The following is a 16,895-nucleotide window of genomic DNA, read 5'->3' on the forward strand; positions in this document are numbered from 1 at the left end:
CTTATGCATTCTCCTTTTCTTCAATCACTTTATAGCTATATTCTTCAATTACTGTGTTAGCAAATAACTTTTCACTTAATGTCGTAATGATATTATCTACCGCTTCATCTGTTGCTTCATCAACCGTCATATATAGAACTTTACCTACACGGATGTCGTTCACTTGCGTATAACCTAAATCATGTACGGCTCTGTTTAGGGCTTGTCCTTGAGTATCTAATACTTGTGGTTGTAAAGTGATGTGCAATTCGATTGTTTTCATTATTTAAGATCCTCCAATTTATTTAAGAATGTTTGATACGTATCAATAAGTGAGCCAGTATCATTTCTATAAACGTCTTTATCAAAGTTTGTATCTGAATATTTATCCCATATGCGACATGTATCAGGAGAAATTTCATCCGCTAATAAAATTTTGCCATCATGTGTTTTACCAAATTCAACTTTGAAATCAACAAGTCTAAGTTCCATTTCATCCATTAGTTGAACCAACACTTTATTGATCTCTTTTGCCATATGTTTTAACTTGGCGATTTCGTCATCATCAGCAATATGAAGAAGCTTTACATGATCATCTGTGATGAGTGGGTCGTTGAGGTCATCATTTTTATAGAAAAATTCGACTAATGGTTCTTCAAACTCGTGTCCTTTTTCAAATCCTAATCGCTTAGTAATAGAACCAGTGGCGATATTTCTCACTACGACTTCTAAAGGGATAATGTCTACTTGTTCTACGAGTTGCTCTGTCTCTGAGAGTTGCTTAATGAAGTGGTTATTGATGTCGTTACGAGTTAAATAATCAAATATAATAGATGTGATTTGATTATTTAACTTTCCTTTGCCGACCATTGTGTCTTTTTTGACCCCGTTGCCTGCGGTTACTTCATCTTTGTATTCTACTCGCAATTGATATTCTGTCTCAGTGGTGTAAACACGTTTTGCTTTTCCTTCATATAATAATGACACTTATTTGTCTCTCCCTTCGAATTTCATTAACATGTATTGTTCAGTTTGATTAACATCATTAGTAAGTAATGTCATGTGCCCCATTTTTCTATCTGGTTTACGTTGTGACTTACCATAAATATGAACATGCCATTCAGGATGATTCGCAAATTCATTTTCAAGCAAATCTAAATCGCGTCCGAGTAAATTCATCATTACAGCTGGTTTAAGTACATCAATTTGTTGTGGGAGCTTCTGTCCTGTTACTGCTAAAATATGTGTATCGAATTGAGAAAAGTCACATGCTTCTATTGAATAATGACCAGAGTTATGAGGGCGTGGCGCTATCTCATTAACGTAAAGGTTATTTTCTTTATCTATAAAGAACTCAACGGTAAATGTGCCTACAAAATGAATGACATTAGTTATTTTATCTACTTCTTTACGCGCTTCTTGTTCTTTATTAGATCTAGCAGGTACGATAGTCTTAAATAAGATTTGATTTCTATGTTCATTCTCTTGTAAAGGGAAATATGTTGTTTGTTGCTCATTTCCGATTGTTACTGTAAGAGAAACTTCCTTATCAATATCAAGATATTGTTCTGCTACACATTCTTGGTCGGAAATTAAATCAATCGCTTCATCTAAATATGATTCACTTTTGACTAGAATTTGTCCTTTTCCATCATAGCCACCAAAACGGGTTTTAACGATAAATGGATAACCTAGTTCTTTAGAAGCTAGATATAAATCTTGTTTATTTTTAATTTGTAAAAAAGGAACAATATGTGCACCAGCATCTTGTAAAGTTTGCTTTTCAGTGAGACGGTCTTGAAGTAACTGAATCGCTTGATATCCTTGAGGTACATTGTAGTTGTCAGTAAGTTGTTTAAGTAGTTGAGAAGAAATATTTTCAAATTCATAAGTGATGACGTCTGAACTTTCACCTAGTTCTGTTAATGCTTGTTCATCGTCATAATTAGCGTGGATAAAGTGATGTGCAACGTAGCGACATGGACTGTCTTCATTTGGATCAAGAACAATAACCTTATAGCCCATTTTTTGTGCAGACTGTGCCATCATCTTTCCTAATTGTCCTCCCCCAATTATTCCGATAGTTGAACCGAATTTCAGTTTATTGAAGCTCATTCTGCATTGCCTCCACTTTATTCACTAATGTTTTTTCATAATTTTCCAAATTCTTGTGAACCGAGTTATCAGTCATGCCAATCATTCTAGCTGCTAATATTCCAGCGTTTTTTGCACCTGATTTGCCTATAGCCGTAGTTGCTACCGGTATTCCACCTGGCATTTGTACAATAGATAATAGAGAATCTAACCCCTTTAAACTTTTTGACTCTATTGGTACACCTATTACAGGTAAAGTAGTCATTGATGCTACCATACCAGGTAAATGTGCTGCGCCACCTGCTCCAGCAATAATGATGTCATAGCCGTTTTGCTTTGCTTGACTAGCGAATTCAAACATAAGTTGAGGCGTACGATGAGCAGAAACTACTTTTTTATCGTACGGAATATTAAATTCATCTAACATCAAGCAACTCTCTTTCATAATCTCCCAGTCTGAAGAACTACCCATAATGACTGCTACTCTCACTTTTTACACCCTTTCAAAAGTTTGGATTGTGATATGAATTAGTTGTATATTACAGATATAGCATAACAATCATATGATAGTTTTTCAATTAAAAATCGAACTTTAATTCTTATTTTAAATTTAATTTACGTCTTTTGACTATCAATTACTTTATAATTAATGTTAAAGTTAAGTTATTAAAGAAATTTAAGGAGGAGTTTTAAGTGGTTGCTAAAATTTTAGATGGAAAACAAATAGCAAAGGAATATCGTCAAGGATTACAAGAACAAGTTGAAGCATTAAAAGAACGTGGTTTCACTCCAAAATTATCAGTTATATTAGTTGGTAATGACGGCGCAAGTCAAAGTTATGTAAAGTCTAAAAAGAAAGCCGCTGAAAAAATAGGAATGATTTCCGAAATTGCTCATTTAGATGAATCAACATCAGAAGAAGATGTTTTAAAAGAGCTAGATAGACTTAACAACGATGATTCAGTAAGTGGAATTCTTGTTCAAGTTCCTCTACCTAAACAAGTGAGCGAACAAAAAGTTTTAGAATCTATTAACCCTGACAAAGACGTAGATGGGTTCCACCCTTCAAATATTGGTAAACTATATATAGATGAACAAACTTTTGTACCTTGTACACCGTTAGGAATCATGGAAATTTTAAAACATGCGGATATTAATTTAGAAGGGAAACATGCGGTCGTAATTGGTAGAAGTCATATTGTTGGTCAACCTGTTTCAAAATTGTTATTACAACAAAATGCGACTGTAACTATTTTACATTCACGATCTAAAGATATGAGTAAACACTTAAAAGACGCTGACGTTATTGTCAGTGCGGTAGGTAAACCTGGTCTTGTTACTAAAGACGTAGTTAAAGAAGGTGCAGTGATTATTGATGTTGGTAATACACCTGATGAAAATGGCAAATTAAAAGGCGATGTAGAATATGAAGAAGTAAAAGAAATAGCTGGAGCTATTACACCTGTTCCTGGCGGAGTAGGCCCACTAACAATTACTATGGTACTCAATAATACACTCATAGCAGAGAAAATGCGCAGAGGTATTGAATAAATCTTCAAGCTCTTTAAATCTTCACTTTTGAATGATATAAAAAATTAACCATCTCAGTACTTGTTTTAATACTGAGATGGTTTCTTCATTATCTTATACAGTTACACTTAATTTTGGAATAAATGTTTCATAATGAATTTTACTTGTATCAACATTCATTTCTTTTAATGCTTTAATAATAGATTGTAGGAAGTGAGTGCCTCCACAAATATAAATTTCTGTTTCTTCATTAATATAGGCTCTAAGTTTTTCAGTATCTAAATAGCCTTCTGAGTTTTTATCATGGAGTTGATAATTAACAGATTCTTTAGTACTAGCAATTTCATTTATTAATGATTCAAAAGGTACATCGTTCACATCATTAGTAACTTGAATAAATTGTGCTTTAGAACCATTTGTAACAACTTCATTGAACATAGGTACTAAAGGCGTAACCCCAATTCCAGATCCTAAGAATAATTGTTCATTATTTAGGTTTTCAACTTTAAATGGACCAACTGGTGCAGATAAATTAATTGAATCGCCTTCAGCTAACTCATCATGTAATATAGTAGAAACCTCTCCTTCATGCTCAGTTGTCACATCGCGTTTAACTGCAAAAGTGAGATGTTGTTTATCACCTTTTACTATTGAATAGTGACGTTTAGCACGATAAGGCATCTTTTCACTACTTACATCTACAGTAATATATTGACCTGGAACAAATTGACTTAAATCATGTTTATCAGAAACAACTGTGAAAGACTTAATATCTGAAGAAATTTGATTAATTTCTTCTATTTTAAATGGTTGGAAACCGTCCCAAGCCATTTGACTATAAATGTCTTGTTCAACTGAAATAAAAACATCAGCGATATCTTGATATGCTTTTTTCCATGTCTTAATAATTTCATGATCATCATCTAATCCTACTACTTCTTTGATAGATTCAATTAGATTTTCACCAACGATATCATATCCAGCAGGTGGAACTTGTAATGCACAGTGTTTATATGCGATTTCTTTAACTACTGGCATAATATTTTCCAAATGTTCAATGTTTACGGCTGCAGCCAAAACACTTTGCGCAAGTGCTGTTGATTGAAGACCTTTTTGTTGGTTCGTTTGATTGAACATATTCTTCAATTCAGGATGTTGTTTAAACATTCTTTTATAAAAATGTGATGTAATTATTTCACCTTTATCCTGTAATACAGGCACAGTTTCTTTAATGATACTTTTTTCTTTTTCAGTTAACATCATTTCCACTCCCACATAAAGGTTTTAAAAGGCCTATTAATTTATTACAAGTTAATTCTATTCCTATTTTTCTAAAAAATAAATAAAATGCTAAAACCTTCACAAAACTTTCAATTTACATAATCTTTAATGAAATTTACTTAAAATATATTTAATTTTTATTAATACTGGGGTATATTAAGACCATAGTATGATGTATAAATCTTAAATATAAAGTATATTAGATTTAAATCATAGATGACTATCAGACGGAGGTTAAGTTATGAACAAATTACTACAGTCATTATCAGCGCTTGGCGTTTCAGCTACCTTAGTTACACCTAATTTAAATGCAGAAGCGACAACTAATACTGAACCTCAATTACGAGGTGTCAATGACATTGTCATCGAAAAAGGCCAAGATTATAATTTATTAAAAGGTATAAGCGCATATGATAAAGAAGATGGTGACTTAACTCATAAAATCAAAGTTGACGGTCAGGTAGATACATCTAAAGCTGGAAAATATGAAGTGAAATATATAGTAACTGACTCTGATGGAGCAGAACAAACATCTACTAGATATATTGAAGTAAAATAAAACTTCCTAATTAAAGTTGAGAATTTTCTCAACTTTTTTATTTAAAAACCCTCTCAACCCTTTAATTGATAACACTTCTCAATACATAAGTTGTATTACATGCAATTTTGTTAAATTTGTCTAATTTCACAAAATGTACACATAATTTTAACAAATCTTAAAATCCCCGTCATACCTTATATCAATGCTTATTCTTTACATATAACAACAAATTTTTTTTTACAGGTACTTGTAAATATTGTGTAATAAACTAAAATTAGTGGTAAGCCCTACATTTGTAGTATTAGGAGGTTAAAAAAAGTGTCAAAATTTAAGTCTTTGCTTCTATTATTTGGCACACTAATTTTACTTAGTGGCTGTTCAAATATAGAAGTTTTTAATGCAAAAGGGCCAGTAGCAAGTAGTCAGAAGTTCTTGATCATCTACTCAATCATCTTCATGCTTGTTATTGTTGTCGTTGTGCTTGCCATGTTTGCATTCTTTATTTATAAGTATAGTTATAATAAGAATGAAGTCTCAGGCAAGATGCACCACAATTCTTTAATAGAAACAATTTGGTTTGTGGTACCTATCCTAATCGTTATTGCTTTAGCTGTACCAACAGTTAAAACATTATATGATTATGAGAAACCACCTCAAAAAGACAAAGACCCACTTGTGGTATACGCAGTAAGTGCTGGTTACAAATGGTTCTTTGCTTACCCAGATCAACACATCGAGACTGTTAATACTTTAACAATTCCTAAAGATCGTCCAGTCGTATTCAAGCTTCAAGCTATGGATACTATGACAAGTTTCTGGATTCCACAATTAGGTGGTCAGAAATATGCTATGACTGGTATGACAATGAATTGGACTTTAACAGCAGATCAATTAGGTACATTCAGAGGTCGTAACTCAAACTTCAATGGTGACGGATTCGCTCGTCAAACATTTAAAGTTCACTCTGTAAGCCAAAATGATTTCGATAAATGGGTTAAAGAAGCTAAAGGTAAGAAAACATTAAATCAAGATACATTTGATAAACAACTCTTACCAAGCACACCAAATAAAGAATTAACATTCAATGGTACTCATATGGCGTTTGTTGACCCAGCGGCTGATCCAGAATATATCTTCTACGCTTATAAACGTTATAATTTCGTTCAAAAAGATCCTAACTTCACTGATGAAAAAGATCTTTATAAAGATGTAAAAGATAAACCTGTTAAACCAGCTCGTAAGGTTAAAGTTACAAACGCGAACTATGAACGTCATGGTATGAAACCTATGATTCTCGGCAACAATGAAAAATATGACAGTGAGTTCAAAAAAGAAGAGGACCATAACTCTAAAGAAATGGAAAAAATTTCTAAGGGAGCAAAAGACGAAAATGCGTCTAAACTTCAAAAAAAAGAACATGATGATCATGGAGGTGGACATTAATGAATTTTCCATGGGATGAATTACTCGTTAAAGGTAACTGGATGATTATCATGGCGCAAATTGCTGCCCCATTCTTAGTTATCGGACTTATCGCAGTAATTAGCTATTTTAAATTATGGAAATATCTATACAAAGAATGGTTCACATCCGTAGACCATAAAAAAATCGGTGTAATGTATTTAATCTGTGCCGTATTAATGTTCGTACGTGGTGGTATTGACGCGTTATTAATTCGTACTCAATTAACTATTCCAGATAATAAATTCTTGGAAGCAAACCACTATGATGAAATTTTCAGTACGCACGGTGTAATCATGATTATCTTCATGGCGATGCCTTTCATCTTTGGTTTATGGAATATCGTAGTTCCATTACAAATCGGTGCACGTGATGTTGCCTTCCCTGTAATGAACAACGTTAGTTTCTGGCTATTCTTTGCTGGTATGATTTTATTCAACCTATCATTTATCGTAGGTGGATCTCCAGCTGCAGGTTGGACTAACTATGCACCACTTGCTGGTGAATTTAGTCCTGGACCAGGAGTCAACTATTACTTAGTTGCAATTCAAATTTCCGGTCTTGGTACATTAATGACTGGTATTAACTTCTTTGTAACAATACTTAGATGTAAAACTCCTACAATGAAGTTTATGCAAATGCCAATGTTTACTGTAACAACATTTATTACTACACTTATCGTCATTTTAGCTTTCCCTGTTTTAACAGTAGCATTAGCTTTAATGACAACAGATAGAGTGTTCGGAACACACTTCTTTACAGTAGCAGATGGCGGTATGCCAATGTTATGGGCAAACTTCTTCTGGGTATGGGGGCACCCTGAGGTATACATCGTTATCTTGCCAGCATTCGGTATTTACTCTGAAATTATTCCAACTTTCGCACGTAAACGCCTATTCGGTCACCAAAGCATGGTTTGGGCGACTGCAGGTATCGCGTTCTTAAGTTTCTTAGTTTGGGTTCACCATTTCTTCACAATGGGTAATGGTGCATTAATCAACTCATTCTTCTCAATTTCAACAATGTTAATCGGTGTTCCAACCGGTGTTAAATTATTTAACTGGTTACTAACATTGTATAAAGGTAGACTTACATTCGAGTCACCTATGTTATTCTCACTAGCATTCATCCCTAACTTCCTATTAGGTGGGGTTACTGGTGTAATGTTAGCGATGGCATCTGCTGACTATCAATATCACAACACTTATTTCTTAGTAGCCCACTTCCACTATACATTGGTTACTGGTGTAGTATTTGCCTGCTTAGCTGGTTTAATCTTCTGGTATCCAAAAATGATGGGTTACAAATTAAACGAAACATTAAACAAATGGTGCTTCTGGTTATTCATGATTGGATTTAACGTTTGTTTCTTACCACAATTCGTACTCGGATTAGATGGTATGCCACGTCGTTTATACACTTACATGCCTTCTGATGGTTGGTGGTTACTAAACTTCATCTCAACTATCGGTGCATTATTAATGGGAATTGGTTTCCTATTCTTAGTTGCAAGTATCGTTTATGCTCATATCAAAGCACCACGTGAAGCAACTGGTGATAACTGGGATGGACTTGGTCGTACTTTAGAGTGGTCTACAGCTTCAGCTATTCCACCTAAATACAACTTTGCAATCACTCCAGATTGGAATGACTACGATACGTTTGTTGACATGAAAGAACATGGTCGTCACTACTTAGACAACCATAATTACAAAGATATTCATATGCCTAACGATACTCCAGTAGGTTTCTGGATGGGTATCTTCTTTACAATCGGTGGTTTCTTCTTAATCTTTGAAACACTCGTTCCTGCAATTATCTGCTTAGCAGGTATCTTCGGAACTATGATTTGGAGAAGTTTCCAAATTGACCATGGTTACCATATCCATGCTTCTGAAGTTGCAGAAACTGAGAAACGTTTAAGAGAAGCTCGTATTAAAGAAAGGGAGGCTGTAAGTCATGAGTCATGATACTAATACAATCGATTCACGTAGTCATGAAGGCGAATTAAATAAACTTGGCTTCTGGATTTTCCTTACAGCTGAATTCGCGTTATTCGGTACCCTATTCGCAACGTTATTAACATTGCAACATGGTGGCGATTACGCTCACAAAATGACTACAGAGTTATTTGAATTGCCTCTTGTACTAATTATGACATTCTCATTATTATTAAGTTCTTACACTTGTGGTATTGCAATTTACTACATGCGTAAAGAGAAACAAAACTTAATGATGATTTGGATGATTATCACTGTATTATTAGGGCTTGTATTCGTAGGTTTTGAAATTTACGAATTCGCACACTATGCACAAGAAGGAGTAAACCCTACTATCGGTTCCTTCTGGTCTAGTTTCTTCATCCTATTAGGTACGCATGGATGTCACGTATCAGTAGGTATTGTTTGGATCATTTGTTTATTAATCCAAATCGGAACTCGCGGTTTAGATTCTTACAATGCTCCTAAATTATTTATAGTAAGTTTATATTGGCACTTCTTAGATGTTGTTTGGATCTTCATCTTCACTGCCGTATATATGATAGGGATGGTGTATAGCGGATGAATACAATCGTAAAACATACTGTCGGTTTTATTGCTTCAATTGTTTTAACGCTTTTAGCAGTTTTCGTAACACTATACACTTCAATGACATTCCACGCTAAGGTAACAATTATCTTTGGTTTTGCTTTTATTCAAGCTGCAGTACAATTATTAATGTTCATGCACTTAACTGAAGGTAAAGATGGTCGAGTTCAATCATTCAAAGTTATCTTCGCAATTATCATTACTCTAGCTATCGTTATCGGTACTTATTGGGTAATGCAAGGTGGTCACTCTCACCACTTATAAAACTGAGATAAAGATTATCAAGCTCATGGCTTAGTTAATCTACTCGCAAGCTAACATATATGTGTTAGCTTGCTTTTTTATTGTCGAAATTATGATGATACAATGATACGCTTAATGGGAAATTCATTTTTTAAAAGGAGAATTGATACAATGGCAACCCCAATTATTATTGATACTGATCCAGGAATAGATGATGCTGCAGCAATTAGTTTGGGTCTGTGTCACCCAGATTTTGATGTAAAGATGATTACTACTGTGAATGGCAACGTGGGAATCGAGAAAACTACTGCAAATGCCCTAAAGCTTAAACATTTCTTTAATAGTGATGTTCCTGTTCATAGAGGTGCATCAAAACCTTTATTAAATGAAATTGTTGACGCTGCCCCAGTTCATGGCGAATCTGGTATGGATGGCTATGACTTTCCCCCTATTGCTGAAAAGGATTTGGCGTCTACCCACGCTGTTGAAGCTATGAAAGAGACAATTCTTAAAAGCGATGACCCTTTAACTATCATTGCAATTGGTCCATTGACTAATATAGCGATACTCCTTTCTACATATCCCGAAGTAACTGATTACATTAAAGAAATTGTCCTTATGGGTGGTAGTACAGGAAGAGGGAATGTCATTCCTTTAGCAGAATTTAATATTTATTGTGATCCAGAAGCCGCACAAGTGGTATTTAACTCTGGTTTGCCCCTAACAATGATAGGTTTAGACTTAGCTAGAGAAGCCATGTTTTCTCATGATTTCGTTAAAAGCTTTAAAAATCAAAATGAAACAGGTCATATGTTACATGATTTATTTCAACATTATAGAAGCGAAGACTTCGAATATGGCGTTAAAATTTATGATGTGTTTACAATACTTTATTTACTGCAACCGCAAGCATTTAATGTTAAAGAGGCAGATGTTCAAATAGAATTAGCTGGTCAATACACTAAAGGCGCAACTGTTGTAGATTTTGAATCTCATTATCCTAATTGTACAGTTGTACTCTCACCTGTAGATAAAGGTTATGAAGATTTATTCCTAGACGCATTGAATTATTGTAAATAGTAAGATTATGATTTAACTATTTAAAAAAACAGACTGAGATAAGATTAATATCTCAGTCTGTTTTTATATTAGCAAACGACATTTTTATTGAATATGTGCATTTATTTCTAACGCACTCGCCCTTCTAGACGAATAGCTATTGATTTATATGATGTTTATCATGAACTTTAACACCTGGTGTGTTATAAGGTTTCTTTTGATTAAGTATATTATAGAAAATATGCTTCATTTTGTCTTCATTTGGTACGAATCCATTAGTGTTTTTAATGTTTGTACCTAATATAGCAATATAGCGGTCATTGAAGTAAGCTGTAAATGTTTGACCAAAGAACACGCCATTCACTCTATTAAGATATGGTGTTACATAGAAACCATATCGATATTCTTCAGGATACTCTTCAGTACCAAATTCATGTAACATTGGATTTGTCACATTAGAACTAAATATCTTATCTTGTTGTAAAATATGAATAAGTTTGCCCATGTCATAAGGTGCCATATATAAGTTCCCTGCACCAAAATACTGATCTAGTACATTAGGACGTAGGAATGAAAATGAGTTATTTTTAAATTTATAACCTTTAGCCATTTCATTTTGTAATGGTTTTTCATCGTAAAATGCAGAATGCTTTAGGTGAAATTTATTGCCAAGTCGATTGTAATAATTTTGTACATAAGGTTTACCTGTTACCTTCTCAATTACTTTAGCTAGAACTAAATAGTTTGCATCGTTATAACTATGTTTATGATAAATTTCATCATCGATTCCGCGTTTCTGAATTGATAAAACTGCTTGATCTAAATTTTTAATGTTTGTTGAAGCTTCGTATTTGTATAATCCACTTTTATGTAACATTAAATCTTTAATTGTGATTTCTTTATCAGTTTTAAACCATGGTAAATATTTCGTTACAGGTGCATTTAAATCCACCTTATGTTCTAGCTCTAATTGTTTAAGCATTAAACCTGTTGTAAATTTTTGAGAAGAACCAATAAGAAACATTGTATTGGCAGTGTTCTTCTTACCTTTCTCAATGTCTTTATAGCCATATCCTTTATTCATTTTTAACTTACCATTATCAAAAACAGCAACTGTACCATTAAAATGTGTCTCTTTTAAATACTTGTCGATTTGACCATACATAGGTTCCTTCTTATCGACTACTGTTTTTAACTTCTTAGGCGCTTTAACTGACTTATCTCTCTTCTCAATATAATTTGTGTTATCACTTTGATTCTTCAATACTCGCGTTTCTACTTCATGATGTTTACTCCATTTAAATCCTAATATTCCAACTAATACAATCAATATAACTAGTACGATTATAAAAAAGATAATTTTAAATTTATTAAGTTTCATTTTCTCTTGTTAGCCTCACACATTCAAGTCTTTAATATTCAATATATGTCTCTTTAAATTCTTTAATTAAATTTTCAATATTATTCACATTTAGTGAAAAATATATCTTAATTTTAGGCTCTGTACCAGATGGCCTAATAGCTATAAAACCTTCATCAAATATGAGACGTATTAAGTTTGTATTAGGTAAATAAGTGGCATCTTTTTCTCCACTTTCAATGTTTTCAATTGTACCTAATTGATAATCCTCAATGGCTTTTACATCTAACCCACATACTTGATGAATTGTCTTATTTCTGAATGAATTTATAATTTCCTCTATTTTATGCTGCCCTTCTGCACCTTCAAATACAGGACTTAAATTAATGCTATGATAATGGCCGATAGTACGATAAATATCATCAAGCGTATCTTTTAAAGTGATATTATTTGCGTAAAGTAAATTTTTATATTTGATGATTAAAGGTACGATTTGAATAGCATCTTTATCTCTTACAAATGGTTTAGCCATATAACCGTTACTTTCTTCAAATGCTAACAATAACTTTTCTTTAGAGTGGCTCTTATCATTTAAAATTTCTGAGATGTACTTAAATCCTGTAAGCACATTATAGACTTTAACATTTAAAACATCCGCCAATTGTTCACTTAATTCACTAGTTACTATGGACTTAACGATATATAAATCTTCATATGAAGCATCAATTAAATCTTGGTATCTTAATTTCATTAATATAAGCCCTAGTTCATTACCATTGAAAAATTTATATTCTCCATTGCCTAAACGTTCTACAATCCCTAATCTATCCGCGTCAGGGTCAGTAGCAATAATGAGTTGGGCATCACTCTCTTCAGCGAGATGCTTCCCTACTTCAAATGCTGATTCATTCTCAGGGTTAGGACTATTTACCGTTGGAAATGTTCCATCTGGAATAGACTGTGATTGCGCAATGACATAATTATCATAATTCAGTTGATCTAAAATATCAGAAACAATAGGTAAACTTGTTCCATGTAGACTCGTTAATACTGTCTTTGCATTCTTTTTTTCAATGTTTCCCGTAGCTTTAATAACTTCATCAATGTAATTATTTCTAACATCACTGCTTGCGAAATTAATTTGATCTTCAGTCACTAACTTATCAAAGCTACCGATTTCAATATCTAATGGGTTTTCAATTTCGTCTATATAACTACTTAAAATTTCAGAGTCTTTAGGTAATAATTGTCCGCCATATTCGTTATAAACTTTGATACCATTATAATTCTTGGGATTATGACTTGCGGTTATCATTACTCCACCATCAGCTCCATAATACCTTATGGCGTGAGAAAGTTCAGGTGTAGATTTATAACTTTCAGCAGTGATAACTTTAACTTCATTATCAGCTAAAATTGTAGATAATTCTTTTGAAAATGCTTCTGAAAGTAATCTAGAATCATAAAAAACAACAATAGTTGCTTCATTGCAGTTTGCTTTTAAAAATTTTGCTAAGCCAAAAGCTACTTTTCTTACCGTGAAAGCATTCATTCTACCAGGACCAATGCCAAACTTTCCTCTAATTCCAGCAGTCCCAAAAGATAACTGTGTTGTTAATCCTTCTTCTATTTCTCTATCATTTTGTTGCTCATAAAACGATTGAATTAAACTTTCATCCAAGCGCTTTATCCATTCTTGTTTCATTAGTAATCTCCTTTCTTATAAACAATCAATTTAAAGGAAAGTAGCACGTCGAGTCTATGGTGAAAATTTGATAATTGAAATTGTATTCAAAATATATTTTTACATATTTTATGTATTTGATTAGCTATGCATTATTATAACTTAATGACATAGATAAATCACTTTAATTAGATAATACGCTTATTTAAAAATAATTCTATAGCACTTTAGTACCATAAAGGATTTTGTACGAAATTATTTTCAAACTTATAGAAAAATAATGTAAATTTAGTTTTAAGATTGTAAAATTAATATAAAGCTATGAGTTGTAATTTTGCTTATAAAGTAATACAATTTAAGGCTATAGTGCATAAATACAAAAGTGATCACGCATGAAAAAATTATACACAAATTTCAAAACATAAATATAAATTTTAATAATATAGGAGCACTTACGATGAACAAATTTTTAAAGTATTTTTTAATATTATTAACATTCGTTCTTGTCGTCGTTCCAATCATATTTGCTACTCAATTATATAAAAGTTCAGAATCTGCTTTTGAAAAATCTCAAGATCAACATAATGCACAACGTCAATCCACTTTAAGAGATTCAAAAGTAAATCCTGAAAAGCAACCTATTTCTATTTTATTTTTAGGAATAGATGATAATGAAGGCAGAGAAAAGAACGGACAAAGTATTGAACACTCTAGATCAGATGCAATGATTTTATCAACATTTAATCAAAAGAAACATCAAATTAGAATGTTAAGTATTCCACGCGATACAATTAGTTATATACCAAAAGTTGGTTATTACGATAAAATCACTCACGCTCATGCTTACGGTGGTCCTGTAGCTGCAATGGACTCTGTAGAAGCAACGATGAATGTACCAGTAGATTATTATGTTCGAATTAATATGAAAGCATTTGTTGAAGCCGTTGATGAGTTAGGCGGTATTTACTATGATGTACCTTATAATTTAAACGAACCAAATAGTGACGATACCGGCAGAATTAAAATTAAAAAAGGTTATCAAAAGCTAAATGGTGACCAAGCTTTAGCCGTAGCACGAACAAGACATCACGATTCAGACTTAAAACGCGGTCAAAGACAAATGGACTTAATTAAAATTCTTTTCCAAAAAGCCCAAAGTCTAGATTCAATTGATAAATTAGACAATGTAGTTGAAATCGTGGGTAAAAATGCTAAACATAATCTTACTAAAAAGGAAATTCAATCATTAGCCAAGATGTATCTTACAGGCAGTACTGATATAAAAACATCTCAACTTGAAGGTAAAGACGATTATTTAGATGGTATTTATTATTATAATCCAAGCGTTAAAAGTATTATGAAATATTCAAATGTCTTGCGCTCTGATTTAGGCTTATCTAAAATAACAGATAAAGATGACTTTTTAGATCATAGAGTTATTGAACATTATGGTTCACTCGTACCATTAACAGAATTAAGTGATAGTTTGTTACGTCATAATCAAAAAGATACAACTAGTGATAACAACAACGATAATAACGATAATAATGACACTACAAATGATAGTTCAAATAATGCAACAGAGAATAACAATAATCAAAATTATGATCAAGAAGATACAGGAAATAATAATCAAACTACTGATGACAATAATTACCAAAATCAATATCAACAAAATAATGAGCAAAATAGCACTTTAAATGATGAGGCTAATATGAGTGTACAATAATCATTTATAAATGATTATGTTAATCATCACAGTTATATAATACGGAGAGGAGCTTATACAATGAGCCGCAAAACATATGAAAAAGTCGCTAACATAAATGGCATGTTTAATATGTTGGAACAACAAATTATTCATAGTAAAGACATGGCCCTATTTCGTAATGAATTCTTCTATGTTAATCATGAGCATAGAGAAAATTACGAAGCGTTACTCGTTTATTATAAAAATAGTTTAGATAATCCAGTCGTAGACGGCGCTTGTTACATTGTCGCCCTTCCTGAGATTTTCAACAAAGTAGATGTATTCGAATCTGACTTACCTTTTACATGGGTTTATGATGAGAATGGCATTACTGAAACTATGAAAAGTATTAGCGTGCCTTTACAATACTTAATTGCTGCTGCGCTCGAAGTGACTGACGTTACCTTATTTAAACCATCTGGTTTTACAATGGGCATGAACAACTGGAATATCGCGCAATTAAGAATTTTTTGGCAATATTGCGCCATTGTACGAAAAGAAGCTCTATAAAATTTATAATCAAAGTATTTTTATATAACTTTACCTATCCGCTAACATTGTATTTATCTTTGTTAGCGGTTTTTTAATGAAAAAGTTGTCTTTCTTTGATGAACCATTTCTTAGAATGAAAAAATTTAACAATAATCTGTTCAATTTGTGATTTATTTACATGAAATTGGGAATTATTAGAGATATTGGAGGTTTTAAATGTTTAAAAAAGTAATTAATCAAGAAATGTTAAATGATTGTTTTATGATAAGAAAAAAAGTTTTCGTTAAAGAACAAAACGTCCCTGAAGAAAATGAAATAGATAAATATGAAGAATTATCATATCACGTAATCGGTTATACAAAAGATGGTGATCCGTTTGCTACAGCTAGATTTAGACCTCTTAATACAAAGTTAGGAAAAGTAGAACGTGTAGCTATCACTAAAGAAAATAGAGGATTGGGTTACAGCAAACTATTAATGAAATCTATTGAAGAAATAGCTAAAGATTTAGACTTCGATAAATTAACCATGCATGCTCAAACACAAGCGCAAGCTTTTTATGAAAAAATAGGTTACAAAGCAATTGGGGAGACATTTATTGAAGAAAATATTGAACACGTCAGAATGAATAAATCAATATAACAACTTTTTATATTCAATTTTCAACTTTGCACAAACTTAAAAATGTAATATTTAATATTCATTTTACACTTATGAAAATGTATAGAAAACGCGTAACCAATGCTTTAACGGTAAAAACAATAAAATATTTATCAACTCGTATACGTTAAAGTTTGATTACAAAACTGTTAAAAGTAATACAGATATTACAA

17 protein-coding genes are annotated in these 16,895 nt (G+C 32.4%); 10 read left to right on the forward strand and 7 right to left on the reverse strand.

The features are described from left to right. Position 1: 1 nt before the first annotated feature. From purS to purE, 4 genes are read right to left on the reverse strand one after another with little or no spacing between them, the layout of a single operon-like run. A complete protein-coding gene (gene purS / locus V6C74_RS08525; RefSeq protein ID WP_002435433.1) occupies positions 2–262 on the reverse strand; it encodes a phosphoribosylformylglycinamidine synthase subunit PurS in 261 nt (86 codons plus the stop codon). After that, the gene (gene purC / locus V6C74_RS08530; RefSeq protein ID WP_002452929.1) at positions 262–966 is read right to left on the reverse strand and encodes a phosphoribosylaminoimidazolesuccinocarboxamide synthase; all 705 of its coding nucleotides are present in this window, start codon (positions 964–966) and stop codon (positions 262–264) included. Before purC ends, purS begins: the two co-directional genes overlap by 1 nt. Next, on the reverse strand, positions 967–2,094 hold the full coding sequence (gene purK, locus V6C74_RS08535) for a 5-(carboxyamino)imidazole ribonucleotide synthase (RefSeq protein WP_002452928.1): 1,128 nt from the start codon (positions 2,092–2,094) through the stop codon (positions 967–969). Continuing rightward, positions 2,081–2,563 (reverse strand): 5-(carboxyamino)imidazole ribonucleotide mutase, encoded by a 483-nt coding sequence (gene purE / locus V6C74_RS08540; protein WP_016898786.1) that lies wholly within the window; start codon positions 2,561–2,563, stop codon positions 2,081–2,083. The genes purK and purE overlap by 14 nt, the downstream gene beginning before the upstream one ends. Before the next feature lie 203 nt (positions 2,564–2,766). On the opposite strand from purE, the gene folD reads away from it, so the two are divergent. Beyond that, on the forward strand, positions 2,767–3,624 hold the full coding sequence (gene folD / locus V6C74_RS08545) for a bifunctional methylenetetrahydrofolate dehydrogenase/methenyltetrahydrofolate cyclohydrolase FolD (protein WP_002452926.1): 858 nt from the start codon (positions 2,767–2,769) through the stop codon (positions 3,622–3,624). Positions 3,625–3,717: 93 nt separating this feature from the next. Here folD and V6C74_RS08550 read toward each other — a convergent pair whose 3' ends face one another. Beyond that, positions 3,718–4,863: a globin domain-containing protein gene (locus V6C74_RS08550; protein WP_016898787.1), complete on the reverse strand. Its 1,146-nt coding sequence runs from the start codon at positions 4,861–4,863 to the stop codon at positions 3,718–3,720. 262 nt (positions 4,864–5,125) lie between these two features. Here V6C74_RS08550 and V6C74_RS08555 point away from each other — a divergent pair, with 262 nt between their 5' ends. The 6 genes from V6C74_RS08555 to rihC all read left to right on the forward strand — a co-directional run bounded on the left by V6C74_RS08555 (position 5,126) and on the right by rihC (position 10,797). After that, positions 5,126–5,443 carry a DUF5011 domain-containing protein gene (locus V6C74_RS08555; RefSeq protein ID WP_002452924.1) on the forward strand — a complete coding sequence of 106 codons (318 nt, stop codon included), beginning with the start codon at positions 5,126–5,128 and terminating at the stop codon, positions 5,441–5,443. A gap of 300 nt (positions 5,444–5,743) precedes the next feature. After that, complete coding sequence (gene qoxA / locus V6C74_RS08560) at positions 5,744–6,868, forward strand: cytochrome aa3 quinol oxidase subunit II (protein WP_002452923.1); 1,125 nt, start codon at positions 5,744–5,746, stop codon at positions 6,866–6,868. Next, complete coding sequence (gene qoxB, locus V6C74_RS08565) at positions 6,868–8,856, forward strand: cytochrome aa3 quinol oxidase subunit I (protein ID WP_002452922.1); 1,989 nt, start codon at positions 6,868–6,870, stop codon at positions 8,854–8,856. The genes qoxA and qoxB overlap by 1 nt, the downstream gene beginning before the upstream one ends. Continuing rightward, positions 8,846–9,451, forward strand: a complete 606-nt coding sequence (gene qoxC / locus V6C74_RS08570) for a cytochrome aa3 quinol oxidase subunit III (protein ID WP_002435471.1) — start codon at positions 8,846–8,848, stop codon at positions 9,449–9,451. Before qoxB ends, qoxC begins: the two co-directional genes overlap by 11 nt. Continuing rightward, positions 9,448–9,738: a cytochrome aa3 quinol oxidase subunit IV gene (gene qoxD, locus V6C74_RS08575; RefSeq protein ID WP_002435478.1), complete on the forward strand. Its 291-nt coding sequence runs from the start codon at positions 9,448–9,450 to the stop codon at positions 9,736–9,738. Before qoxC ends, qoxD begins: the two co-directional genes overlap by 4 nt. A gap of 150 nt (positions 9,739–9,888) precedes the next feature. Beyond that, positions 9,889–10,797 (forward strand): ribonucleoside hydrolase RihC, encoded by a 909-nt coding sequence (rihC, locus tag V6C74_RS08580; protein WP_002452921.1) that lies wholly within the window; start codon positions 9,889–9,891, stop codon positions 10,795–10,797. Between the two features lie 136 nt (positions 10,798–10,933). Here rihC and V6C74_RS08585 read toward each other — a convergent pair whose 3' ends face one another. Both V6C74_RS08585 and V6C74_RS08590 read right to left on the reverse strand, forming a co-directional pair. Continuing rightward, positions 10,934–12,157 (reverse strand): serine hydrolase, encoded by a 1,224-nt coding sequence (locus V6C74_RS08585; RefSeq protein WP_016898788.1) that lies wholly within the window; start codon positions 12,155–12,157, stop codon positions 10,934–10,936. 31 nt (positions 12,158–12,188) lie between these two features. Continuing rightward, complete coding sequence (locus V6C74_RS08590) at positions 12,189–13,841, reverse strand: phospho-sugar mutase (protein ID WP_002452919.1); 1,653 nt, start codon at positions 13,839–13,841, stop codon at positions 12,189–12,191. A 436-nt stretch (positions 13,842–14,277) separates the two neighbouring features. Between V6C74_RS08590 and V6C74_RS08595 the strand changes: the two genes are divergently transcribed. The 3 genes from V6C74_RS08595 to V6C74_RS08605 all read left to right on the forward strand — a co-directional run bounded on the left by V6C74_RS08595 (position 14,278) and on the right by V6C74_RS08605 (position 16,704). Further along, positions 14,278–15,549 (forward strand): LCP family protein, encoded by a 1,272-nt coding sequence (locus V6C74_RS08595; protein ID WP_002452918.1) that lies wholly within the window; start codon positions 14,278–14,280, stop codon positions 15,547–15,549. Between the two features lie 60 nt (positions 15,550–15,609). Then, on the forward strand, positions 15,610–16,080 hold the full coding sequence (locus V6C74_RS08600; RefSeq protein WP_002452917.1) for a DUF2538 family protein: 471 nt from the start codon (positions 15,610–15,612) through the stop codon (positions 16,078–16,080). A gap of 198 nt (positions 16,081–16,278) precedes the next feature. Next, on the forward strand, positions 16,279–16,704 hold the full coding sequence (locus V6C74_RS08605) for a GNAT family N-acetyltransferase (protein ID WP_002452916.1): 426 nt from the start codon (positions 16,279–16,281) through the stop codon (positions 16,702–16,704). The last annotated feature ends 191 nt before the right edge of the window (positions 16,705–16,895 follow it).

Origin of the sequence: Staphylococcus capitis subsp. capitis (assembly GCF_040739495.1) — a bacterium.
Taxonomy (GTDB): domain Bacteria; phylum Bacillota; class Bacilli; order Staphylococcales; family Staphylococcaceae; genus Staphylococcus; species Staphylococcus capitis.